Below are 23185 nucleotides of genomic sequence, written 5' to 3' on the forward strand. Positions count from 1 at the left end.
GCGGCCGCGGTGACGGCGCCGGGGGCCGCCGACCGGCCGTCGCAGGCGTCGGCGGCGAGGTCCGCCAGCTCTGCCAGGGCGAGGGCGGCGCGCGCCAGCCGGCCCCGGTAGTCCGGCGGCGCCGGCTCCGGCCACAGCAGCAGTTCGGCGGCGGCGAGCAGCAGCAGGCCGGCCGTCACGCCGAGCAGCCGCTGCGGCAGGGTGTCGGGGCTGTAGGGCGGGAAGCACGGGAGGATGTAGAGGAGTTGGAGGCCGTTGGCCAGCCCCACCATCCGGGGGCCGCCGACGGAGCCGTAGGACACCGCGAAGCCGACGCCCACCATGCCCAGGGCGGCCGCCCAGGAGTGCACGGCCAGGACGGTGCCGAGGCAGACCAGCGCCCAGGCCGCCGGGAGCGTCCACAGGATCGTCCGGGCCCTGGTCCGCGCGCTGCCCTCGACCCGGGCCAGCACGCCGAGGGCGATCGCCGCGAACAGCGCGTAGGTGGCCGACACCGGGCGGTCCAGGCCGTAGCGGAAGGTGTAGAACCCGGCGCAGGCCGCGGCGGTGACCCGGACGGCGCGGTGCACCACCGCCGGGGCGGGGCGTACCCGCCGCGGCCGCTCCGCACGGTCCGTGCGCTCCGGCGACCGGCGCATCGCACCTCGCTCCCGTGTCCGCGTGGGGTGTGCCGCCCCGGCGCGGGAGGCCGCCGCCGGGGACGGGGTCGGACCCCTTCACCGTAGGACGCCGCCCGGCCCCGGCGCTTCCCCAGCCGCCACGCTTCCGGGCGTCGGCGCTCCCCGGGGTCAGTGCTCCCGGGCGTCAGCGCTTCCGGAGGCAGAGCACCACGGAGCCGAAGTCCTGCGCGAGGTTCCCGGTGTCGGCGGCCCAGGCCGGGACGGCCTCCGGACAGCTCGTGGGCGCGGGCGCGGCGGCGGGCGCGGGCGCACCCGCCGCGGCCGACGCTTCCAACCGCGCCAGCACCGTGAAGTACTGGTCGCCCTTCTCGTCCCGCAGGGCGCCGCGGACCGACATCGGCCCGCACGGCATGGTGAGCCACTTCGGGTGGTCGTAGTCGAGCGAGCTGCCCCGCTTGAGGATCTCCTTGCCCACGCAGTCGCCGGCCCGGGCCGCGGTGACCTCGTCCTCCAGCAGCGGGCTGAACACCGCGACCGAGCCCGCGATCAGCCCCAGGACGAGCAGCACGCCGAGCGTGGCCGCGGTGCGACGCAGCACGACCAGCGCCAAGCGGACCGCCCGCGGCCTCGGCAGGGTGGCCGCCGGGGAGCCGATGCCCGCGATCACCGCGCCGGTGCGGACGGCCTCCCCGGCCCGGCGGTGGACGGCGTAGAGCATGCCGCCGCGCGGGGCGGTGACCACGACGTCGCCCCGGCCCGAGACCACCTCCAGCAGTGGTTCGTCCTTCTCGACCGTGTCCCCGACCTGCTTGAGCCAGCGGACGACGGTGGTGCGTTTCATCCCGCCGGTCTCGCCGGGTATCCAGGGCAGGGTGACCGTCGCGTAGCCGGCCTTGAGCTCGCCCACCCGGGCCGCGAGCGGGGGCAGGGCCGGCGCGGGGACGGGCGGGTCCCCGGCGGGTCCGTGCGGATCCACCAGGGTCGGCGGGGCGGGGAGCACGGCGGTGGTCAACTCGGAGGTCCGGCGGACCTGCTCGTCGATCATCGCGGTCACGTCCGGCGGCAGCCAGACGGTGGCGGGGGCGGCTGAGGCGGCGGCGCAGCGCGTCAGCACCTCGGCGACGCCGGGGCGCCGCTCCGGATCCTTGGCCAGGCAGGACCGGACCAGCGGTGCGAGGGCCGGCGGGAGGCCCGCGAGGTCGGGTTCCTCGTGGACGACGTGGTAGACGACGGCCTCGGTCGGTCCCTCCCCGAACGGCGGGCGGCCGGTGGCCGCGTGGGCGAGCACCGCGCCCAGGCTGAACACGTCGCTCGCCGGCGTGGCCGGGTTCCGGAGGATCTGCTCGGGGGACATGAACCCGGGGGTGCCGATCACGGTGGTGCCGGTGAGGCCGGAGGTGGAGTCCAGGGCGCGGGCGATCCCGAAGTCGATCACGCGCGGGCCGTCCTCGGCGAGCACGACGTTGCCGGGCTTGAGGTCCCGGTGCACCAGGGAGCAGGCGTGGATCGCGGCCAGCCCCTCCGCGAGTCCGGCGCCGAGCACGGCGACCGTCGCGACGGGCAGCGCGCCGTGCCGGGCCACCACCTCCCCCAGCGAGGGGCCGGGGATGTAGGAGGTGACCATCCACGGCGGGTCGGCCTCGGCGTCGGCGTCCACCACCTGGGCGGTGTAGAACCCGCCCACGCGCCGGGCGGCCTCGATCTCCTGGGCGAACCGCCGCCGGAACCGCGGGTCCTCGGCGAGTTCGGGGCGGACCAGCTTCACCGCGACGGTCAGCCCGCCGGGCGAGCGGCCGAGGAAGACCCGCCCCATGCCGCCGCCGCCCAGGCGGGCGAGCAGGCGGTACGGTCCGACCTCGCGCGGGTCGGTGGCGGACAGCGGCTTCATCGGTGGTCCCATCGGGTGCTGCGGCTCCGGGCCGGGTTTCTTTCGGGTCGGGAGCGACATGATCCCATCAACGCGACGGCCGCGAAGGCGAATCCGAGGATCGGCGGCACCCTCGGCGGCGCCGGCACGGCACCGCGGGCGCCGGCCGGGCCGTCCGGCGTTCAGGCGTCCTTCACCGGGACCATGACGGGGCGTCGGGCGCTCTTCCCGCGGGCGTGGCACCGTGCGGCAGTCCGAGGCTGCCGGCCGGCAGTCCGCATCCACCCGAAGGGCCGCCGTGAAGCGCACCGCCCCCCTTTCCGTCGCCGTGGCCGTCTCGACGGCCGCCTCCCTGGCCGCCGGAGTGCTGCTGACCGCGGGCACCGCCGCCGCGCACGACCGGTCCGGCGCCTCGCGCGTCGACCGCGACCTCTACGGCACCAAGGCCCCGTACGAGCCGCAGGGTCGGCCCGGGCACTACCGGAAGGCGCCGAAGGGCTTCGCCCCGGTCTTCACCGAGAACGTGGCCCGGCACGGCTCCCGGGCCATGTCCGACGGCAAGGACGGCGAGGCGGTGCTCGCCGTGCTCGGCCGGGCGCAGGAGCAGGGCGCCCTCACCGACCTCGGCGCGCGGCTGGCCCCGCAGGTGCGGACGCTGCTGACGGCGGCGTCCACGCTCGGCTTCGGCAACCTCTCCGCCCGCGGCGCCGACGAGCAGCGGCTGCCGTCGCTGTTCCGGTCGATCGCGGCCGACGGGCGGCCCGTCGTGGTGGAGACCTCGGGCGTGGCCCGCGCGGTGGCGAGCGCCGGTGCCTTCACCGCGGGCCTGACGGCCGGGGTCCCGGCGCTGGCGGGCTCGATCAAGGCCCCCGTCACCGACAAGAACCTGCTGTACTTCCACAAGCAGCCGCAGAACGCGGACTACCAGGCGTACCTGGCGAGCGACCCGGACCTGACCGCCGTCCTCTCCGCCGTCGAGCACGAGCCGCGCGCCGCCCGGGCGGCCCGGCACGCGGTCGGGCGACTGTTCCGCGCGGGCTTCGCGGAGGCGCTGTCCACCGAGGAGCAGGTCGCCTTCGCCCGTTCCCTGCACGCGCTCTACAGCGCGGCGCCGGACCTGAGCGTGGAGGCGCCGGGCGTCGACCTGGCGCCGTTCCTGAACCAGGACGACGCCCGGTGGCTGGCCTACCTGGACGACGCCGAGGAGTTCTACCAGTCGGGCCCGGCGTTCAGCGGACGCACCATCACCTACCGGATGGCCGGCGTCCTGCTGGACGACCTGCTGGCGCAGGCCGGGGCCAGGGCGGTCGGCACCAGCGGCAACGGCGCGGTGCTGCGGTTCACCCACGCCGAGGAGATCGAGCCGCTCGCCGTGCTGCTGGGCCTCCCCGGCAGCACCGAGCAGGCCGACCCGGACGAGCCGTACACCTACCGGAACAACCCGTGGCGCGGCGCCGAGGTCGCGCCGATGGGCGCGAACATCCAGTGGGACCTGTTCGCCGACAAGCCCGCCGACGGCCGCCCGGCCGCCCATCTGGTGCGCATGCTCTACAACGAGAAGGAGACGGCCTTCAAGTCCTCCTGCCGTCCGGTCGCCAAGGGGAGCTACTTCTACCCGTTGGACGAGCTCAAGCACTGCCTCGCGCGCTCCTGAGCCACCGTGCCCCGGGCCGGGCACCCGCCCTCCGCGGGTGCCCGGCCCGCCGGCCGGTCAGGTGAAGTCGACCTCGGCCGCCGGGAGCACCCGGACGGTGCGGCCCGCGTAGATGATGGTCGCGAAGAGCGCGTTGTGGTGGACGATCACCTGGGCCGCGGCGGGCAGGGGGCTGTCGGCGGGACGGGTCGGGGTGGTGTGGCCGTCGGCGACGAGCAGCAGGTCGTAGCCGTGCGAGAGCGCGCTGCGGCAGGTGGAGTCGACGCAGTACTCGGTGGCGAGGCCGGTGACGACCACCCGCCGGACGCCCAGCCCGCGCAGGACCGCGTCGAGCTCCGTGCCGAGGAAGGAGTCGGCGCTGTCCTTCTCCAGCACGGTGTCCCCCGGCCGCGGAGCCACCGTCGGGTGGATCTCCAGCGCTTCGGCCGGAACGTCGGGATGGTCGACCCGCTGCCGCAGGTAGACCACCGGGACACCTGCCGACCTGGCCCGCCCGGCCAGTTCGGCGACCCGGTCGAGGCACGCCTCGGTGTCGTGGGCCCCCATGAGCAGGGCGATCTGCAGGTCGACGACGAGCACCGCGGTGTCCGGCATGCTCGTCACCATAGCCCGGCGGAACCGCCCGCCGGGGGCAGGCGGCTCCGGCGTCAGCATCGGTGTCGGCGTCGGCGTCGGGTCAGGAGGTCTCCAGCCCCAGGCCCGTGACGCGGAGGAACCCGTGGGCCGCGAGCTGGGGCGAGAGGCCGATGCCGGGGCGGCGGGCGCTGACGTGGCCGGGGCCGAGGCCGAAGCCGGAGTCGCCGCTGATGCCGCGGGCGGTCAGCTCGGCGGCGATCAGCGCGGCGACCTCCCGGGCGGTCCCCTCGGTGGGCGTGCGCCACTCGGCCTTGAAGCGGCGCCCCGACGGCTCCCAGCCGTCGGCCGTCATCGCCGCCGTGACCTCGGCCTGGTCCCCGGGGCGCGGGCCGACCCGCAGCAGGACGCCCTTGACCGTGCTGTACGTGACCGAGAGCCCGCCGCTGATCTGCGGGGCGGCTATCGTGAACACGGCCTTCTCGCCCGGACGCTGCACCGGCAGCTGCTCGATCCACGCGGCGAACAGGCACTCCAGCCCCTCCCGCAGCTGCGGCACCGACAGGGCGAGCCGCCCGCCCGGCAGGTGGTCGGCGGTGCCGCCGGGGGCCTGGTGGGGCAGGTGGAGCTGCCAGCTGTACGGCAGCAGGGGGAAGTCGCCGGGCCCGTCGGCACCGCCGGGGCCGCCCCACTCGAAGGTGCTGTGCTCGCCCTCCTCGAGGGCCGCGGCCGGCTCGGTCTCCAGCCGCACCCGGCGCCCCTCGCAGCGCAGTCGCAGCAGCCGGCCGTCCTCGCCGGCCTCGCGCCAGCGGACGTCCGGTCCGTCCGGTCCGCCGCCGAAGAGGGTCGGCTCGCCGAGGACGGCGCAGACCGCGCGGTAGATCTCGCCGAACACCGCCCGCCTGTGCTCCATGGCCGTCGGCCCCAGCTCGAAGCGGTGCAGGTCCAGCACGTCGAAGGTGCCCTCGGGGGCGCCGCCCAGGACGGAGGCGCGCCGGGCGAAGGAGGGCATGAAGGACGGGTCGGAGAACCGGACATCGACCCAGCCGTCGCCGAACTCGGCCTTCGCGCCGGGGAGTTCGTCGACGGCCCGGCGGACGTCCTCGGCCGCGAGCCGCCCGCCCGGCGCGTCGTGCAGCAGCGGGACCAACGCGGCCACCGCGGCCGGGAGTTCGGGGCTGACGTGCCGGACCTCCCGGACGTGCGGCTGGATCGCGATCCACGCCCGGCGGTCGTTGGCCTGGAGCAGCATGGTCCGCCCGGCGGACCGCCAGCGCAGCCCGAACCCGTCGGCGGCGGTCGGGAGCAGCATGGTCCGCCCGGCGGACCGCCAGCGCAGCCCGAACCCGTCGGCGGCGGTCGGGACGGCCGTCGGCTCGCCGACCTGACGCAGCGCCTCGGAGAGCGCACGCAGCGCGCCGCGCCGCTCCTCCTCGGGCGTCGGCAGCCGGAACTGCAGCAGCGGCACCCAGGCCCGCCGGTAGCTGTCGGCCTTCGGCCCGGTGGCGCCGAGGAAGAGCTCGGCCCCGGCCGGCCAGCGGAGTTCGGCCTGCAGGCCGACGACGAGGAGGTCGGTGAACGCGCGGCGGACCTTCCAGTCCGGCCTGGCCGCGACCAGCCGCTCGACGTCCGCGAGCGTCCAGCAGTCGTCGAGGCCGTGCAGGGTGCGGACCAGCCCGACCGTGGTGGGCAGGTCGGCGGTCCAGGTCACGGCGGGGGTGTCGGTGTTCGCGTCGTTCATGCGGACGATCGTCGCAGCCCCCACCGACAACAGGCCCCGGCGGCCTTCGCACCCCGGGCCCGGGCCCGGCCCCGGTCCGAACATGCCGTCCGGGACGCGCACCGGGCCGCCGGATCCCCAGATCATCGCGGCACTCCCCCGCGGTCGGGCCGACCGGGTGGACCGGGCCGGCCCGGAGGCCCCGGTGGACCGGGCCGGGAGTGGCGGCGCCGGCCTGCGAGAGGCGACTCCCCGTTCCGCCGTCCGCCCCTGCTGCCGTACTGAGGTCTGGTCATGCCGCCGATCCTGCCGCGCCCGGCCGTCACCTCGCCTGAGTATTCGTACTCAATCCGTCGGCACCGGAACACCCCCACGGGGGTTGCCGCCCTTGATCCGGCGGAGCGTCAGGCCGCTTGCCCCGTACCGCTCGTGAGCGCCGTCCCGCTCCGGGTGCGCAGATGGAGGGCGGTGCGACCGGTGCGGCGGGTGCTCACCAGGCCGGCACCGCGCAGGGCGCCCAGGTGCTGGGAGACGGCACTCGGGCTGACGCCGAGCCGGTCGGCGAGCTCGGGAGTGCTCAGCGGTTCGGCGAGCGCGTCCAGCAGGGCGGCCCGGGTGCGGCCGAGGACGGCGGCCAGCCCCTCCGAGGACGGACGGGGCCGCTCCCAGAGCAGTCCGACGCCCGCCGCCGGGTAGCGGATCGAGGCGGCCGCGAGCGGCGAGTGGTCGACGAGCACGTCCGGCCAGGCGAACACGGACGGCATCAGCACCAGACCGTGCCCGCCGCCCGCGACCGTCCACGGCGCGGTGGTCCTGCGACGGCCGCCCACCAGCAACTCGCCCTCCCGCCAGACCACATCGGCGTGCAGTTCGGCGAACAGACCCTCCACCCCGGCGTCCACCAGCGACACCGCCCGCCGACCCAGGTCCGCCTCCAGCACCGCGCGCATCCGCCCCCAGTGCGGGGCCACCAGCCGGGCGTGGCAGCGGTCCAGCGCGTCGGCGACCCGGGCCAGCAGCTCGGCCGGCGCCGGGAGTTCGCGGGCCGCCCGGGCCCGGCCCAGCGCGGCGGCGCACTCGGCGGCGACATAGCCGGGGTCGACCGCGCGCAGGCCCGCCAGTTCGGCGGCGAAGGCGGGCACCCGCCGGTCCGGCAGCGGGAACAGGAAAGCGGGCAGACAGCCCTCCAGCAGGGTCCGCAGCAGCGGCAGTTCGGGCTCGGCCGCGAGCACCGGACGGGCCTCCCGCACCCACGGCAGGTGCACCTGGTGACCGCCCGCGCCGAGCGCCACCCGCACCCCGAGCACCGTCTCGGCCAGCGGCGACACCGCGAGCCGCACCCGGGCCACCTCCGCCGCCGACAGCCGGATCTCCACCGCCACGACCGCCGCCCCCTCCTGATCATTAAGCCGTGGCTGAACAATAGCCGGCCCGGACCGCCGCCCCCCAAGCTGTCCGGCATGGAGACCTTCACCTCGTACGACGGCACCGAGCTCGCCTTCCGCACGGTCGGCGACGGCCCGCCGCTGCTGGTCCTGCCCGGCGGGCCCGGCCGCGCCGCCGCCTACCTCGGCGACCTCGGCGGCCTCGACGCCACCCGCACCCTGATCCTGCCCGACACCCGGGGCAGCGGCGCCTCCGCGACCCCCGCCGACCCGGGCACCTTCCGCGTCGACCGCCTGGTCGACGACGTCGAGGCGCTGCGCCGCCACCTCGGCCTGGAGCGCGTCGACTTGCTGGGCCACTCCGCCGGGGGCGGCCTCGCCCTCCTGTACGCCGCCGCGCACCCCGACCGGCTGACCGGCCTGGTCCTGGTCACCCCGTCCCTCACCGCCGTCGGCGCGGCCTCCGACCTCGGCGCGGAGCAGGTGATCGCCGCCCGCGCCGCCGAACCCTGGCACACGGAGGCCGTGGCCGCCTACCGGAAGGTCAAGTCCGCCCGGACCTTTGCCGAGGCCGCCCCGCACCGGATGGCCTTCGAACCCCTGATGTACGGCCGCTGGGACGACACCGCCCGGGCCCACGCCGCCGCCGACCCGGCCCAGCGCTCGCTGGCCGTCAGCGAGAACTACTACGCCGGCTACACCCCCGAGACCGAGCGGCTGCGGCAGCGGCTGGGCGCTCTGCCCTGCCCCGTCCTGCTGCTGGCCGGTGAACTCGACCCGTGGCCCACCGCGGCCGCCGTCGGCGCCGCGGCCCCGCTGTTCCCGGACGTGACGCTCGCCGTCCAGCCCGGGGGCGGCCACTACCCGTGGCTGGACGACCCGGCGGCCTTCACGACGACGGTGGAGGACTTCCTGAGCCGCACGGCCGACACCGGGGCGCCGGCGCGGGGTTCCCGCTGACGGCGCGGCGGACGACCGCTGGAAGGCCTCAGTGCGGCCCGTTCCCGTTCCCGGGGCTCAGCCGGGCGATCTCGGCGAGCACCCGGTCCGCGTGCGGGCGCACCCGCGACCGCAGTTCGCCGCTCCAGCTCTCCTCGGAGTAGCGGCAGTCCAGATAGAGCCGCCTGGCGTGGGCCAGCACGGGGCGGTGCTCGGGCGGGAGCCGGGCGAGGGCCCAGTCGGCGGCGATGTCCTTCGGGCGGATCCGGCCGGTGGCGAGCGTGCTCCAGATCCGGGCCAGGGTGAGCAGCACGTTCCGGGTGTCGTCCTCCAGGTCGTCGAGCAGGCCGGGGAGGCCCGCGACGCTCGCCCGGACCAGGTCCGCGTGCGGCACCGGGTCGAGCACCCGGGCCGGGGGCGGACCGGCGAGGGGCCGGTCCCCGGCCAGGGCCATCGTGATCAGCAGCGCCAGGTCGGGCATCGGCTCCGGCCGGGGGACGCCGCCGGCCTCGTAGTCGGCGCGCAGCCACTCTCCGTACAGGAAGTCGCAGACCGGCGGGTAGCGCCAGGGCCGGACCTCGGACTGCACCACCACGGCGAGCTCCACCGGCCGCGCGCCGTCGCCCTCCGCCGCTCCGGCTCCGGTGCCGGAGATCCCGAGCAGGCCCCCGAGCAGGGCCGAACGCTCCCGCTCCGCCGGCGTGCGCCGGGCGACCAGCAGGACATCCAGGTCACTGGCCGGTCGGAGGCCGCCGAGCACGGCGGACCCGTGGAGGTAGACCCCGACGACGTCCCGGCCCAGTACGCCGTCGGCGAGTGCCACGATCCGCTGCAACTGGTTCACCGCGCCAGTCTCCCCCGCCGTCCGGTCCGGCAACCCGACCGGCCGTCAGGACGGGCCCTCCGCCCCGGGCCCGCACCCGCGCCCGGCCGACCCCCGTCACGGCCGGGTGCGGCCCCCGAACCGGCGCGGCCCCCGAACCGGTGCGGCCCCGGAACCGGTGGGGGCGCGGTCCCGGAGCCTGCGGGGGTGCGGCCCCCGGCCGAGCGGCGTGCCGGGGGCCGCACCCGTCGGGGTCAGCAGCTGGAGTTGACCGGCCCGGCCCAGTCCGCGCCGCCGTACCAGTGCTCGCTGCCGTAGGCCCAGTTGCACCCGTTGACCGAGGCCATCGCGATCCAGGCGTCCGGGTCGACCGCGTGGATGTCGACCCAGCCCACGGTCACGTCCTTGGTGCTGACGCCGTACGCGCCCCACTGGTTGCTGTAGCCGTACGGCGACCTGAGGCCGACGTACAGGTAGGCCCCGGGGTTGGCCGCCTGGAAGGCCCCCGCCCACTGCCAGTGCGCCAGTACGTGACCACAGCTGTCGTACTGCTGCTCGACCTGCCCGGCGTACTGGCCGTGCCAGTAGACGTTGCCGGGCTGCCCGATGTTGATGATGTTGCAGGCGGTGGTGCGCGCGCTCGCCGGTGCGGCCGTGGCCACACCGCCGGCCGCGATCCCCACCGCGAGCAGAACCGCTGCCGTCCTCGACCTGACGCCGGTCTTCCTCATGGGTTTCCCTCCCCGGTCCCCGGCGCGGCGCGCCAGGACCTGTGTCTGGTGTCGGTGTGCGTCCCCGGACCGCCGGCCGGAGCGGCGGGCAGTCCCGGACACGGCTCGAGGCTGCTCGACAGGGCGTAGCAGTCCGATCGCATTCCGCTCGCAGACTGGTAGCATCCGTCCGTTCGGGCGGGGGCGACGCTGGCGGGGGGCGGGCGTGCGGTTCGAGGTACTGGGTCCGTTACGGGTCTACGGCCCGGACGGCGAGATCACTCCGGGCGGGCCGCGACTGCGCGCCGTACTGGCCCTGCTGCTGGTGCGGGCCGGTCGGACGGTGACCGGTGACCAACTGGCCGAGGCCGTGTGGGACACCGCCGTGTCGTCCCGCAGCCGGGCCGCGCTGCCCAGTTATGTGATGCGGCTGAGGCGGGCCCTGGGCCCCGAGGCCGGCGGCCGGGTGGTGACCCGCAGCGGCGGGTACGCCGTCGAAGTCGACGAAGGCGAGCTGGACGTCCGCACCTTCCAGGAGCTGTGCGAGCGGGCACGGGCCCTGGTGGACGGCGGCGACCCGGGCGCGGCGGAGCCCCTGCTGGGCCGCGCCCTGGGGCTGTGGCGGGGCGAACCCCTGGTGGACGTCCCGGAGAGCGCCGTCCTGCGGGCCGAACTCGACCTGCTGGAGAGCGCCCGGGTCCGGGCCCAGCACCAGCACATCGAGGTACGGCTCGGGCTCGGCCGGCACGCCGGCCTGCTGGGCGAACTCGCCGCGCTGGCCGGGGCGCACCCGTTCGACGAACGGCTGCGGGCGCATCTGATGCTCGCGCTGCACCGCAGTGGTCGGCGGGCGGAGGCGCTGGAGGTCTTCCAGCACGGGCGGCAGGTGCTGGTCGACCAGTTGGGCATCGAGCCCGGGACCGAGCTCCAGGAGTTGCACCGGGGGGTGCTCGCCGACGATCCGGCGCTGCTGCTCCCGGCGCTGCCGCTCCCGGCGGCGGGGGTTCCGGTGGCAGGGGTTCCGGTGGCAGGGGTGCCGGCGGCGGCCGTCGCCGTGGCCGCCGGGCCCCGACCGGGACCGTCGGCCGCCATGTCCGGGCCGGGTGGGCCAGGCGGATTCGCCGAGCTGTCCGGAATGTCCGAACAGGCCGGGCAGACCGAACGGGCCGAGGCGTCCGGCCGGGCGGGACAGCCTGGACAGTCCGGCCACCGCCGGCCGCCCGGGGACCGGGTGCCGGCGCAGGGCGGTCCGGTCCGCGCCGTCGTGGCGGCCGCCCCCGCGGCCGGGCCCCGCGCCGCCGGCGACACCCCACCGGGGCACCGGGGCCACCGCCTCCGGCGCCCGCTGCGGTCCTCCGCCTGGATCGGTGGCGCGGTGGCCGCGCTGCTGGCGGCCTCCGCCGTGTCCGACGGCAGTCCCCCGGTGCCGCACACGGCGGTCGGCGGTCGGTCGACCGCCGCCTCGGCCGCGAGCCACGGCTCCTACGTCGCGCGGGTGGCCTGGGAAGGCACCCCCGCGGACCTCGTCCACGCCAAGGGCGAGGACCTGGAGGTCCGCAGCCCGGTCCGGGACGGGGACACCCTGGTCGTCACCGTGCTGCTGGGCGGCGTCGGCCCCGGGCCGCTCACCGTGACCGACACCGTCGGCAACCGCTACCGGCCCGTCGGCTACCCGATCGACCAGGACGGCAGCCGGCTGGCGGTCTTCGTATCGGTGCGCGCCAGGGCGATGGACGAGCTCGACATGATCCGGATCCTGTGGCCGGACGCCGCGCAGGGCTTCGCGGCGGTGGACGACTTCCGGGGGGTCACCGGGGCCGGCCCGTGGACCGAGACCAGGTCCGACCCGGGATCGGCGGCGCGAGGCCGGGACCTGACGCTGGGCGGCGACCCGGTCCCGTGCGAGGACGGGGACCTGCTGTTCGGCGCGGTCGGCAGCGACGGCGGCCCCGAACCGGACCTCCCCGCCGACTGGCACCGGCTCCCCGTCGTGGAGCGGCCCGGCGCGCCCCGGTCGCCCGGCCCGACGGACCTCCGGCTCACGACCGCGTACCTGACCTGGAGCGGGGCGCCGGAGGCTGCCTGCGAGGGGCGTGGAACGGCGAGCACGGGCTGGCGGGCCGTGCTGTTCCGGCTCCGGTAGCCGTCAGCCCGGGCTACGACGGCCGTTCCGGCTCCGGTGCCGTCCGCACAGGTTTCGACGGCCGTCAGGACGACCGCAGCGCCCGCTCGCACTCCCGGCAGCGCTGCTCGGAGAGGGCGGGCGGGTACCAGGGCTCACCCAGGCCCGCCCGGAAGTGGGCGTGCTCCATGCCCGCCGTGTCCCGCCCGCACAGGGTGCGCGGCAGCGGGTCCTCCGGCACGTCGGGGTCCGCCCCGGCCGCGTGCACACCCAGCACGGCGGGCTCGACCCCGTCCGGGCCGAGCACCTGCCCGGGGTCCAACTCGTAGAGGACGACGATCGAGGCCATGGCACGAGGATCGGCCGCCCGGCGCCGCCGGACACCCCGGGTGGGCTGTTCGTGGGCGGCGGCCGGCAGCCGTCGGTGGCCGCATCAGTAGTAGTGGCGGCGTCCGCCGACCTCGTGGCCGAGGGAGCCCGCGATCCACAGCGCGGCACCGACGAGGAGAAGGACGATACCGACGGTCCACAGGATCGAGAGACCCGTGACAAAGCCGATGATGAGCAGAATGACTCCGAGGACGATCACGGAAGCCTCCCGGTGGGTTCGGGCGGGCGTGGCCGCGGAGGCCGTGTGACCTGCCGCTCTTCGGCCGCGCCCCTGTGCTGCGTCTACCACCCGCCCCACGGGGCAAACCCGGTCGGCCCGGGGAGCCGCACATCGGTCGCGCCCCGGGCGCGCGGCCGCGCTACGCGGACCGGGCGCCCGTCTCGGCGAACTCGGTGAACAGCACACGGCGCTCCCCCTCGGTCAGACCGCCCCACACGCCGTACGGCTCACGGGTCGCGAGCGCGTAGCGGCGGCACTGCACACGGACGGGGCAGCGGGCGCAGACCGACTTCGCGTTCTGCTCGCGTTCCTTGGCGGCGGTGCCGCGCTCGTTGGCGGGGTGGAAGAAGACGCTGCTGTCGACGCCGCGGCAGGCTCCCTCCAACTGCCAGCTCCACTGCTGCTCGATGGGGCCGGGGAGGCGGGACAGGTCGGTCATGGCGGTCCTTTCCTGACGGATCGGTTGTTTCGTCCGCTCGTCTAACCCGGATGTGCCGGTTCATGCGCTTGTTCATGGCCTTGTTCATGCGCTGGTTCGCGCGCTTGTGCTCAGGCGGACAGCAGCCGGTGCAGCCAGCTGTCCCAGTCGATCCGGGCCGACTCCGAGCCCATCGGTACGGAGCGGCCGGTCGCGGTGAGGAAGCGCGCGAGCGGCCGGGCCGGGGTGTCGAGGAGCGCCACACCCTCCTGGCCGCCCAGCGCGATGAGAACGCGCCGACCGGTGGCGCTGGGCTCGATGTGGACGTCACCGTCCCCGGCCGGCCCGCGCAGCCCGGCGGCCAGCAGGTCCCGGGCCAGGACCCAGACCGTCTCCTCGCCGCCGCCGAAATCCAGCCGGACCGCGTAGGGGTCCCCGGCCTCGTACCGGCACTCGACGGCCAGGTCCCGGCCCCGGTCCTCGCCGGTGATCAGACGCATCGTCAGGTGTGCCGCCACCGCTTCCTGCATCGGCCTCGCCCCCGCCCTTCCTGTGCCGGACACTGTCGGCCCCCGTCTGCCCCGGACGGCCGGATTCATGCGGCGGTTCGACGGAAGCGTGACGGACGGCGTAGCGTGCGACGGGTGGCGTGGCGGCGGGCGGGTGGACGGCGTAGCGTGCGGCGGGCGGGCTCAGCGGGTACCGAGCAGCCGGGGGACGCCGACCTCGGCCCAGATCGTCTTGCCCTGGCTGTGCGGCTCGGCGCCCCAGCCGTCGGCCGTCCTTTGCACGATGAACAGGCCGTGGCCGCCCGGCAGGCCCGGATTGTGCGGCCGGCGCAGCTCCGGCATCGCGGGGCTGCGGTCGCTGACCTCGACCCGCAGCCGGGCCTCGGTGACGTGCAGCACCAGCTCCAGCGGACCGTCACCGTGCAGCATCGCGTTGGCGACGAGTTCCGCGACCAGCAGCACGAGGTCGTCGGCGGCGCCGTCACCGGCGCCGGGCGCCGGAGCGGACGGGAACCACTCGGCGAGCGCCCGGGCGGTGAAGGTCCTGGCGTGGGCGACCGGTTTGGGCAGTCCGGCCAGGGTCAGCCGCCTGCGTTGACCGCCGACGGGTACCTCGGGCCCGGCCTGGTGCGGGTCGCCGTCCAGGGTTCCTCGGCTCATCGTCATGCGAGGGCGCCCTTTCGGTTCGACGGCGATCTGTCGCGTGGTCGGTTTCCCGGCAGTCCCGGAATTATGCCCGTTCCGGGTGCGGCAGGGGTACGCATCCGGGAGCGAAAGCGCGGGAACGGCCGAAGGCCGACGTCCGGCCCGCGCGCCGGGGCACGGACGGCCGCGAACGTCGCCCGGCCGCGCCCGGCTCAACCGGCCAGCGCCCCGGCCACCGAGTCGTGGATCGAGAACACGGCGCGGGCGCCGGTCAGGTCGAGCACCCGCATCACGGTGGGCGGCACCGCGGCGAGCCGCAGTTCCAGCCCGCCCCGCTCGGCCGCGATCCGGGTCTTGAGCAGGACGTTCAGACCGGAGGAGTCGCAGAAGCCCACCCCGCCGAGGTCGATCACCACGGCCGCGGGGCGCTGCGCGACCAGCGCGTCGAGCATCTCCGCGGCCGGTGCCAGGGTCTCGATGTCGAGATCGCCGACGAGGATGCAGAGCATCGCGCCGCCGGGCGCGGAGCGGGTCTCCACCACCAGTCCGGGACGGTACGCAGGGACCGCCGCCAGCGTGGTGTCCCCAGGGTCGTTGTCGGATGGCATCATCGTCGTCCCCTCCGTGTCCGTGCTCTCCGACGATACGGAGGCCGCGCCAGTCGGCCAAGTGAAGGGTTTGCGGTCGGGGGCCGCCCGCCCTCGGAGTCCGCGCCGGACGGCACCCTCAGACGTCCTCCAGGCCGTCGCGCAGCTGACCCAGCGTGCGGGCGAGGAGGCGGGATACGTGCATCTGGGACAGGCCGAGCCGGGCGCCTATCTGGGACTGGGTGAGGTCCTCGCAGAAGCGCATCGACAGGATGCGGCGCTCGCGTTCCGGCAGGGCGGCTATCAGGGGCTTCAGCGCGACCAGGTCCTCGACCAGGGCGAGGTCGTGGTCGTCGGCGCCGAGCTGCCCGCCGAGCGGACCGGGGGCGTCGCCGCCGTCGGGGCCGCCGCCGTCGAGCGAGCCGGCGGTGTGGCCGTTGGCGGCGGTCAGGCCCTCGACGACCTCGTCGGGGGTGAGCGAGAGGTGCTCGGCGAGTTCGGCCACGGTCGGGGCGCGGTCCAGGCGCTGGGAGAGGCGCTCCTGCGCCCGGGCGAGCGTGATCCGCAGCTCCTGGAGGCGGCGGGGCACGTGGACGGCCCAGGTGGTGTCGCGGAAGTGCCGCCGGATCTCGCCGAGCACGGTCGGCATGGCGAAGGTGGTGAACTCCACACCGAGCGAGGGGTCGAAGCGGTCGATGGCCTTGATCAGGCCGACGGCGCCGACCTGGAGGAGGTCCTCCTTGGGCTCGCGGTGCGCGTCGAAGCGCCGGATCGCGAACCGCACCAGGGAGAGGTTCAGCTCCACCAGGGTGGTGCGGACGTACGAGTACTCCCTGGTCCCCTCCTCCAGCGCGGCCAGCCGGCGCAGCAGTTGCCGGGTGAGGTCCCGGGCGTCCGCGGGCGCGACCTCGCGCGGGTCGTCGACCGCCGCGAGTTCGGGCGGCAGGAGGTCCCGCAGGCCGGGGCCGGTGCCGAGGGTCCGGCCGGGGCCGTCGGCGCCGGGAGCGGTCGCGAGCGTCGCCGGCGTCGCGGGGTCGGAGGGGTCCGCCGTCGGGGCAGCGGCGGAAACGAGCAGTTCACCGGTGGGGGCCACCTTGGGAGTCCTTCCGTCGTGTCGGCACGGTCCTGGCCCGGTACCCCGGATCGGCGGAAGGATGCGGCCACCCCGCGTGGAGATTCGGTGAACCGGGGTGGACCGTTCGTGCGTGCCGGGGTGGACCGGCCGTGCCCGAGTGGACCGGCCGTGCCCGAGTGGACCGGCCGTGCCCGGGCGGACCGGTCGCGCCGGGGCCGTCACTCGATCCAGACCAGGACGCCGTGCCGACGGGTCGCCACCGCACCGAGGAAGTCGGCCAGGGCGCGGTACTCGGCCGTCACCAGGTGCAGCGCGTCCTCGGAGCTCCACAGCCCGTGCGGGTAGATCCGGGCCTCGGCGAGGTCGGCGGCGGCGATCCCCTCCGTCAGCCGGCCAGGGTCCAGCTCCGCGAAGGTCCCGGCGGCGAGGCGGACCCGCTCGGGGGTGATCAGGCACGGCGGGCCGTAGCCCCAGTCCTCGGCGCCGGGCAGCTCCGTCTCGCCGTACACCACGTCGACCGGGAACTCCCGGCGGCGCAGCAGGAAGTCGAGTGCCTGCCAGGCCTTGCCGGTGCCGTGCAGGCGCGCCCACGCCCCGCCGGACCGGCCCTCCTGCGCGTCCTCGTCCAGTTCCTCCGCGAACTCCCGGACCCACTCCGGGTCCTGCTCCGCGCGCTCCAACTCTCCTGCGCTCAGCCGGAGATACCTCCCGATCATGCTCATGGCCGCAGCCTAGGACGGGGCACCGACAGCGGGAGCCGGCCCGGGCCGGTGCGGGTCGCGTCCGGGCCGGGCCGGGTGTCAGCGGGGGCGGTAGCCGACGGCGGCCGGGGCGGCGGCGTCGACGGGGACGGCGAGCACGGCGCCGGACGGGGACGGCGCGTCGGGGAGGCCCAGCCGGGCGGTGGTGACCAGGAGGCGGCCGCCGGTCGGCGGGAGGCAGACGGAGGTGGGCTGGGGCGCCGGCAGGGGGACGACGGCCGAGAGGGTGCCGTCGGGCTCGTAGCGGTGGACGGCGGCGCTCCCCCAGACCGCCACCCAGAGCCGGCCCTCGGTGTCGACGGTCATGCCGTCGGGCGATCCGCCGTCGGTGATCCGGGCGAACTCCACCGTGTCCAGCGGGTTGCCGTCGTCGTCGAGGGTGCAGCGGTGGATGACGCCCGCGGTGCTGTCGGCGACGTGGAGCAGCCGGCCGTCGGCGCTGAAGGCGGGGCCGTTGACGATGGTCAGTCCGGTGAGGACGCGGTGGACGGTGCCGTCGTGGTCGGTGCGGTAGAGCGAACCCGCGCCCGGGGTCTCGTCGTACGCCATGCTGCCGGCCCAGAAGCGGCCCTGCGGGTCGCAGACGCCGTCGTTCATCCGCACGGGGGTGGCGGCGTCCTCCTCCGGGCGGGCCAGCCACTCCGTGGAGCCGTCGGGGCCGAGCAGGGCGATGCCGGTGCCCGCCGCGGCGATCCAGTGCCCGGGGCGGCCCTCGACCGGGGCCACCGCACCCAGCGGCACGTCCAGGCGGAGGAGTTCGCGCGGGGTGCCGGGCTCGGTGCCGGAGACTTCGAGGAGCCGGCCGGCGAGGATGTCGGTGAAGACCAGCCGGCCGTCCACCCACCGGGCGCCCTCCCCCAGTTCATGGGTGCCGGGGGCCCAGACGACGGGCTGCTGGTCCTGCTCGGGCATGGTGGTGGTTCCGTTCTGCGAGGTCCGGTCGGGGCGGTCGAAGCGGTCGGGCCGGGCGACGCGGCCCCGGGGTCCGTCCTCGGCCTCACCGTAGTCGGCGCGACCGGCCCTGAGAAGATCCGCACCGGCGACCGCGCACCACCCGCCGCACGCCGACCACCGTTCGTCATCAGCCGTACACGCACCGACCACCGTGCGCAGTTCGCCGGACAGCTCGGTTTCCGCCACCGGGAGTTGTCCATACATCCTCGCCGCCACTGCTAGCCTCCGGCGCGACCATCGGCACGGACCCGACGGGCGGCCGTCCGCCTCCCGGCACCCGTGTCCGCCCTCCGACGCACCGGGCCACTGCGGAGTCCCGGCCGGAAGGACGGGGCATGAATGGTTGTCACACCAGCAGTTGGCACATCCATGCCAGACCACCCTCACCCACCGGGATGACCATGAACACATTCGCGCGCCGCGCGCTGGCGGCGGGGGCCGCCCTGCTCGCCTGCGTCGCCGTGACGGCGGGAACCGGCACCGCCGCCGGAGCAGCCGAGACCGTCGGAACCACCGGAACCGTCGGAACCACCGGAACCGTCGGGACCACTGCCTCCGGTGCGGCCGGGGCGGCACCGGCGGTCCTCGACGGACCGGCCCTGGCCGCCTCCTGGACCGGCCCGCTCAGCACCCGGGGCCGCTACATCGTCGACGCCTCCGGTACCCGCTTCAAGCTCAGGTCCGGCAACTGGGCCGGCGCCCAGGGCACCTGGCAGGGCAGCGGACCGACCACCGACCCGGCCAACAACCAGGCCGGACAGGTCTCCTACAACCTGCCGCTCGGCCTGGACCGGGCCCCGATCGCCGACATCCTGGGCGGCTTCCACCGCCTCGGCATCAACAGCGTCCGGCTGCCCTTCGCCAACGCCCTGCTGCACGACCCGAGCACGGTGCCGGACGTCGCCGTCGCGGCCAACCCGCAGCTGCGCGGGAGGACCCCGCTCCAGGTGTTCGACGCGGTCGTCTCGGCGCTGACCGCCGACGGCTTCGCGGTGGTCCTCAACAACCACACCACCAGCTACCGGTTCTGCTGCGGGCTGGACGGCAACGAGCGCTGGAACAGCGGCCAGTCCACCCAGCAGTGGATCGACGACTGGGTCTTCCTGGCCGGCCGGTACAAGGACAACAAGCGGGTGGTCGGCGCCGACCTGCGCAACGAGGTCCGCCGCGACACCTGGGACGACCCCAACTGGGGCCTGGGCGACAGCCACGACCAGTACGCCGCCTTCGAGGAGGCCGGGAACCGGATCCTGCAGACCGACCCCGACCTGCTGGTCGTCATGGAGGGCATCAACTGGTACGGGATACCGGCCGCCGTGTTCAGCCACGGCCGGCCGCAGCTGACCCCGGTCCGCACCCTCTCCAACGCCCTGATCGACTCGGGCAAGCTGGTCTACTCGGCGCACTTCTACGGCTACACCGGCCCGGCCAACACGGGCGCGGCGAGCGGCTCCGCCGGATCCACGGGCGATCCGCGCTACCAGGACTTCACCCCGGCGCAGCTGGCGCAGGTCGTCGACGACGAGGCGCTGTTCGTCACCCAGGCCGGCCAGCACTTCACCGCGCCGGTGTGGATCAGCGAGTTCGGCGCCGGCGGCCGGGGCTCGACCGACGCCAAGGAACAGGCCTGGTTCGACAACTTCACCCGGATCCTGGCCGCGAACGACACCGACTTCGCCGTCTGGCCGCTGGTCGGCTGGCACAGCAACGGCGTGCCGAACGACAGTTGGGCACTGCTCGACTTCGACACCGCCGGCCGCCCGCTCAGCCTGGAGGACCAGGGCGACTGGCGCGCCCCGTACTGGAACCGGCTGATCGCCGCGCCCTCGTACACCGGCCAGGTCGCCCCCGCCCCGCACTGGGGCCTGCTCGACCTCGACCACGCCGACCTCGACCTCTCCCGGCGGATGCTCGCCCGGCCGGACTGGAGCCCGGGCAACCGCAAGGGCAACTGCCCCGACGGCCAGCGGCTGGTCGGCCTCGCCCGCAGTGACGGCCGCGGCCTGTGCACCGACGCCGGGCAGCCCGCGACCGGTGCCGGCGACTGGACCACCGTCACCGACGAGCGCTATGTGACCCACGGCGACTGGGCCTCCGGCTACAACAAGCTCCAGTGCCCGGACGGCACCTTCGCCGTGGGCTACAGCGTGAACTCCAACGCGATGTCCGCCCTGCTCTGCGCGCCCGCGACCGCCGCCCTGCCGGCCGCCACCCGCACCCTGTGGTTCGACCACGGCGACAACCGCCCCGCCACCGGCGGCTCGTCCGGCAGCGACTGGGCCCCTGGCTACTACAAGGGGCAGTGCGGCGACAACGAGTACCTCGCCGGCGTCGCCTTCACCTGGAAGTGGCTGCACCACGGCGTCCCGGACGCGGTGCTCTGCCGCCCGCTCGGCTGACGCCCCGTCCCCGTCCGAAGGAGGGGGGTCCACCGGCCGGGTCCGGTCCGGTGGACCCCCTCACGGCATCGGCCCTCCCGGCCCTCCATCCGGGCCCTCCATCCCGGCCCTCCCGACCGTGCCGGCCCGGTACGTCGGCCGGCCCGGGCCGGGCTCAGGCTGGGTGACCGGCGTCGACGTCGGCGACATCGCGGAACGACAGCACCTCCGCGCCCTCCGGCCCTCCGCCGACCGCCACCGGGGCCAGCAGCAGTCCGGTGTGGTCACCCCAGTCCACGCAGTCCAGCACCCGGCCGACGAACCAGGCCGGCGCGGCCGGGAGCACCGGCACCCCGTGCGGGCCGCGGTACCACTCGACCTCGGCGAATTTGTCCGTGTCGTCACCGGTGCGACCCCCGAACAGCTCGGCCAGCCCGTGCCCTCGCGGCAGCAGGTGGACACCCAGCGCACCCGCCGCCAGGGCCGCGTCATGGGTGTGGTTCGCCTTGGAGATCCACACCACGAACCGCACCGGATCGATCGAGCACTGTCCCGCGAACCCGACCAGGCACCCCGCCGGCGCCCGCCCGGGCGCGGTCACCACGTACACCGGGTAGTCCAGCAGGTCCGTGAACGCGTCGAACTCGCCCATGGGACCAGCCTAGGGCGGGACGCGGCCGACGGCACGGTCCACCGGGCCGGGGGTGCCGTCGGCCCCCGGCGCATGGCACTCGCCGCGACCGGCTTCCCGGTCACCGCCCGTGGCCGTCGCGGAACACGGCCGTGATCAGCGCGTCCAGGGCCCCCGGGAACACCTGCGCCGGGTCCATCGCGGCGTCGCCCGTGGTCAGCCCTGCCGTGAGGGTGCGGCTGCCGTCCGGCGAGGCGATCATCAGCGCCCCGTAGCCGCCCGGGGCACCGCCGTTGTGGTGGACGATGGTGCCGTGCTCCGGACCGAGGTCCTGCACGAACAGCCCGAGACCGTAACCGAGCATCCCGTGCGGCGCGCGCATCTCCTCCAGCAGCGGAGCCGGCAGCAGCCGGCCGCCCAGCAGCGCGGAGAAGAAGGCGTGCAGGTCCAAGGTGGTGGAGACCATGTCGCCGGCGCCGATCAGCAGCGAGCTGTTCTGCCGGGTCACGTCGACCACCTTCCACACCTCGCCGTCCTGGTAGCGGGCGTAGCCGTGCGCGTGCGGCTCGGGCAGCTCCGGGGAGTCGCCCGGCACCACGGTGTCCCGCAGCCCGAGCGGCTCCAGGACGTACCGGTGCATCGCCTCGGCGTACGGGAGGCCGCCGACCGCCTCGGCCAGCAGGGCGGCCACGGTGTAGTTGGTGTTGGAGTAGTTCTGGGCGGTGCCCGGCTCGAAGCGGGCCGGCTGGGCGAGCGCGTACCGCACCAGTTCCTCGGCCCGGTAGTTGTGGAACCGGTTCTCCACCCAGGGCCCGCCGACCGAGGGGAGCCCCGGCACGAAGGTCCCGTCGGCGTCGAGCTCGCCGGTGTGGTTGTACAGCCCGCTGGTGTGCTGGAGCAGCATCCGCACGGTGATCCGCCCGTCCAGGCCGAGTTCCGGCAGGTGCTCGGCCACCGGGGCGTCCAGAGCGATCGCGCCGTCCGCGACCAGCCGCAGCACCAGCGCCGCGACGAAGGTCTTGGTGCTGCTGCCGATCCAGAACCGCCCGTCCACCGGGGGCAGTTCGGTCGCACCCAGCTCGCGCACCCCGGCGGCGCCGACCCAGGCTCCCCGCTCGTCGTGCACCCGCAGCTGGATCCCGGCGAACCCGGCGTCGACGAACGCCTGGGCGGCCGCCGCCAGTTCGGGCCGCTCCGGCCCGGTGGCCTCCGGCGACGGGGTGGACGCGTTCTGGGCGGTGGTGTCGACGGACATGGTGGTGCCTCTTCTCACGGATCGGTGCTGTCCGAACGACCCTTCGCGGTTGTTCGGGAATCTCTGAACAACGACGACGCTACATTGCGTTCAGTATTTGGTCAACGATGAAGAGCTGCTTTAAGTAGCTTCAAAGCAAGGATTCTGACGCTTCCATCGCAATGGCTTGGCGCTCAATGCAACGAGCGGTCGGGGCATTCGTTGCAATGGCTTGCGATGAACGCATCCGGGGCGCGCGGCCCGGCACTTGCCCGGGCGGAGGAGGGTGTGATCGGATCGCGGCGGCATCGCGTGCCGGTGACGGACTGCGTCAGGCATGGAGGTGCGACAACCGAAGGGACGGCCCGAACGTGGCTTCCCAGGACGGCGGCCGTACGGCCGCCCTCGGCCGGCAGCTCTCGCTGGCACACGACGAACTGCGTCGCCTGATCAACGACCTCAAGAGCGACCTCAAGTCCGGTGCGGGGCACCGGCGCACGGGCGGAGGCGGGACGCTCGCCGCCCACTGTCTGGCCTTCTGCAGCGCCCTGGAGACCCACCACCGGGGCGAGGACGACGGACTGTTCGCACAGTTGGTGCGCGAGCGGCCCGATCTGGCGGGGACGGTCGAGAAGCTGGTCGAGGACCACAGCTTCATCTCCTCGATCCTGACCCGGGTCGCCGAACTCGCCCGGCAGGCCGCCGACGACGGCGACCGGGGCGCGGACGAGGCGATCCGGCGCGAACTCGACGGGCTGACGGCGATCATGGAGTCGCACTTCCGGTACGAGGAGCGGGTGATCGGCGCGGCGCTCGACCGGATGGTCCCGGACGGCGACTGGCCGGAGCCGGTCTTCCGCCCGGTCCGGACGTGACCCCGCGACGGTGACGCGCGGGGGCGGCCGCGCCCCGCTCCCCCGGCCCGGATCCGTCCGGGCCGGGGGCCCTGTCGGCCGCCCGGACGGCCCCG

The 23185-nt window shown here is 75.3% G+C and carries 22 protein-coding genes and 1 pseudogene; 5 read left to right on the forward strand and 18 right to left on the reverse strand.

What is annotated here, in order from left to right:
• Nucleotides 1–638: pseudogene (locus BI06_RS51695) on the reverse strand (hypothetical protein); the annotation flags it as partial.
• 166 nt (nt 639–804) lie between these two features.
• Entirely contained in the window at nt 805–2508 is a 1704-nt protein-coding gene (locus BI06_RS36105) for a protein kinase (RefSeq protein WP_051742661.1), read from the reverse strand.
• A 277-nt stretch (nt 2509–2785) separates the two neighbouring features.
• Between BI06_RS36105 and BI06_RS36110 the strand changes: the two genes are divergently transcribed.
• Nucleotides 2786–4141 (forward strand): histidine-type phosphatase, encoded by a 1356-nt coding sequence (locus BI06_RS36110; RefSeq protein WP_063795097.1) that lies wholly within the window; start codon nt 2786–2788, stop codon nt 4139–4141.
• A 57-nt stretch (nt 4142–4198) separates the two neighbouring features.
• Here the strand turns inward: BI06_RS36110 and BI06_RS36115 are convergent, their stop codons facing one another.
• The 3 genes from BI06_RS36115 to BI06_RS36125 all read right to left on the reverse strand — a co-directional run bounded on the left by BI06_RS36115 (nt 4199) and on the right by BI06_RS36125 (nt 7816).
• Entirely contained in the window at nt 4199–4735 is a 537-nt protein-coding gene (locus tag BI06_RS36115; protein ID WP_043476160.1) for an isochorismatase family protein, read from the reverse strand.
• A gap of 82 nt (nt 4736–4817) precedes the next feature.
• Nucleotides 4818–6455, reverse strand: a complete 1638-nt coding sequence (locus BI06_RS36120) for a hypothetical protein (protein WP_051742662.1) — start codon at nt 6453–6455, stop codon at nt 4818–4820.
• Nucleotides 6456–6838: 383 nt separating this feature from the next.
• Nucleotides 6839–7816, reverse strand: a complete 978-nt coding sequence (locus BI06_RS36125) for a DUF5937 family protein (protein ID WP_043475464.1) — start codon at nt 7814–7816, stop codon at nt 6839–6841.
• A gap of 78 nt (nt 7817–7894) precedes the next feature.
• Here BI06_RS36125 and BI06_RS36130 point away from each other — a divergent pair, with 78 nt between their 5' ends.
• Nucleotides 7895–8779 carry an alpha/beta fold hydrolase gene (locus BI06_RS36130; RefSeq protein ID WP_051742664.1) on the forward strand — a complete coding sequence of 295 codons (885 nt, stop codon included), beginning with the start codon at nt 7895–7897 and terminating at the stop codon, nt 8777–8779.
• A gap of 28 nt (nt 8780–8807) precedes the next feature.
• On the opposite strand, the gene BI06_RS36135 is transcribed toward BI06_RS36130, so the two are convergent.
• Nucleotides 8808–9602, reverse strand: coding sequence for an aminoglycoside adenylyltransferase family protein (locus tag BI06_RS36135; RefSeq protein WP_043475466.1), 795 nt, complete (start codon nt 9600–9602; stop codon nt 8808–8810).
• A 233-nt stretch (nt 9603–9835) separates the two neighbouring features.
• Nucleotides 9836–10312 carry a hypothetical protein gene (locus BI06_RS36140; RefSeq protein WP_158516503.1) on the reverse strand — a complete coding sequence of 159 codons (477 nt, stop codon included), beginning with the start codon at nt 10310–10312 and terminating at the stop codon, nt 9836–9838.
• A 205-nt stretch (nt 10313–10517) separates the two neighbouring features.
• Here BI06_RS36140 and BI06_RS36145 point away from each other — a divergent pair, with 205 nt between their 5' ends.
• On the forward strand, nt 10518–12434 hold the full coding sequence (locus BI06_RS36145; protein WP_051742666.1) for an AfsR/SARP family transcriptional regulator: 1917 nt from the start codon (nt 10518–10520) through the stop codon (nt 12432–12434).
• A gap of 64 nt (nt 12435–12498) precedes the next feature.
• Here BI06_RS36145 and BI06_RS36150 read toward each other — a convergent pair whose 3' ends face one another.
• The 9 genes from BI06_RS36150 to BI06_RS36185 form a co-directional block, all read right to left on the reverse strand.
• Nucleotides 12499–12762 (reverse strand): hypothetical protein, encoded by a 264-nt coding sequence (locus BI06_RS36150; protein WP_043475470.1) that lies wholly within the window; start codon nt 12760–12762, stop codon nt 12499–12501.
• A gap of 84 nt (nt 12763–12846) precedes the next feature.
• Nucleotides 12847–13002: a DUF6131 family protein gene (locus tag BI06_RS52640; protein ID WP_094745593.1), complete on the reverse strand. Its 156-nt coding sequence runs from the start codon at nt 13000–13002 to the stop codon at nt 12847–12849.
• A gap of 160 nt (nt 13003–13162) precedes the next feature.
• The gene (locus BI06_RS36155; RefSeq protein WP_051742668.1) at nt 13163–13462 is read right to left on the reverse strand and encodes a WhiB family transcriptional regulator; all 300 of its coding nucleotides are present in this window, start codon (nt 13460–13462) and stop codon (nt 13163–13165) included.
• Between the two features lie 110 nt (nt 13463–13572).
• Complete coding sequence (locus tag BI06_RS36160) at nt 13573–13959, reverse strand: SsgA family sporulation/cell division regulator (RefSeq protein ID WP_157855274.1); 387 nt, start codon at nt 13957–13959, stop codon at nt 13573–13575.
• 174 nt (nt 13960–14133) lie between these two features.
• Nucleotides 14134–14616: an ATP-binding protein gene (locus BI06_RS36165; RefSeq protein ID WP_043475473.1), complete on the reverse strand. Its 483-nt coding sequence runs from the start codon at nt 14614–14616 to the stop codon at nt 14134–14136.
• A 191-nt stretch (nt 14617–14807) separates the two neighbouring features.
• On the reverse strand, nt 14808–15206 hold the full coding sequence (locus BI06_RS36170; protein WP_051742670.1) for an STAS domain-containing protein: 399 nt from the start codon (nt 15204–15206) through the stop codon (nt 14808–14810).
• 115 nt (nt 15207–15321) lie between these two features.
• Nucleotides 15322–16275 carry an RNA polymerase sigma factor SigF gene (locus BI06_RS36175; RefSeq protein WP_051742672.1) on the reverse strand — a complete coding sequence of 318 codons (954 nt, stop codon included), beginning with the start codon at nt 16273–16275 and terminating at the stop codon, nt 15322–15324.
• A 200-nt stretch (nt 16276–16475) separates the two neighbouring features.
• Nucleotides 16476–16979, reverse strand: coding sequence for a YfbM family protein (locus BI06_RS36180; protein WP_030394578.1), 504 nt, complete (start codon nt 16977–16979; stop codon nt 16476–16478).
• Between the two features lie 78 nt (nt 16980–17057).
• A complete protein-coding gene (locus tag BI06_RS36185) occupies nt 17058–18158 on the reverse strand; it encodes an SMP-30/gluconolactonase/LRE family protein (protein ID WP_304440899.1) in 1101 nt (366 codons plus the stop codon).
• 215 nt (nt 18159–18373) lie between these two features.
• On the opposite strand from BI06_RS36185, the gene BI06_RS36190 reads away from it, so the two are divergent.
• Nucleotides 18374–20371 carry a glycoside hydrolase family 5 protein gene (locus BI06_RS36190; RefSeq protein ID WP_043475475.1) on the forward strand — a complete coding sequence of 666 codons (1998 nt, stop codon included), beginning with the start codon at nt 18374–18376 and terminating at the stop codon, nt 20369–20371.
• A gap of 154 nt (nt 20372–20525) precedes the next feature.
• Here the strand turns inward: BI06_RS36190 and BI06_RS36195 are convergent, their stop codons facing one another.
• Nucleotides 20526–21002, reverse strand: coding sequence for a flavin reductase family protein (locus tag BI06_RS36195; RefSeq protein WP_030394581.1), 477 nt, complete (start codon nt 21000–21002; stop codon nt 20526–20528).
• A 100-nt stretch (nt 21003–21102) separates the two neighbouring features.
• Complete coding sequence (locus tag BI06_RS36200; RefSeq protein WP_051742673.1) at nt 21103–22236, reverse strand: serine hydrolase; 1134 nt, start codon at nt 22234–22236, stop codon at nt 21103–21105.
• A gap of 350 nt (nt 22237–22586) precedes the next feature.
• Here BI06_RS36200 and BI06_RS36205 point away from each other — a divergent pair, with 350 nt between their 5' ends.
• Nucleotides 22587–23090, forward strand: a complete 504-nt coding sequence (locus BI06_RS36205) for a hemerythrin domain-containing protein (RefSeq protein WP_030394583.1) — start codon at nt 22587–22589, stop codon at nt 23088–23090.
• Nucleotides 23091–23185 lie beyond the last annotated feature (95 nt).

This window comes from Kitasatospora sp. MBT66, assembly GCF_000710405.2.
In the GTDB taxonomy this organism is placed as follows: domain Bacteria; phylum Actinomycetota; class Actinomycetes; order Streptomycetales; family Streptomycetaceae; genus Kitasatospora; species Kitasatospora purpeofusca.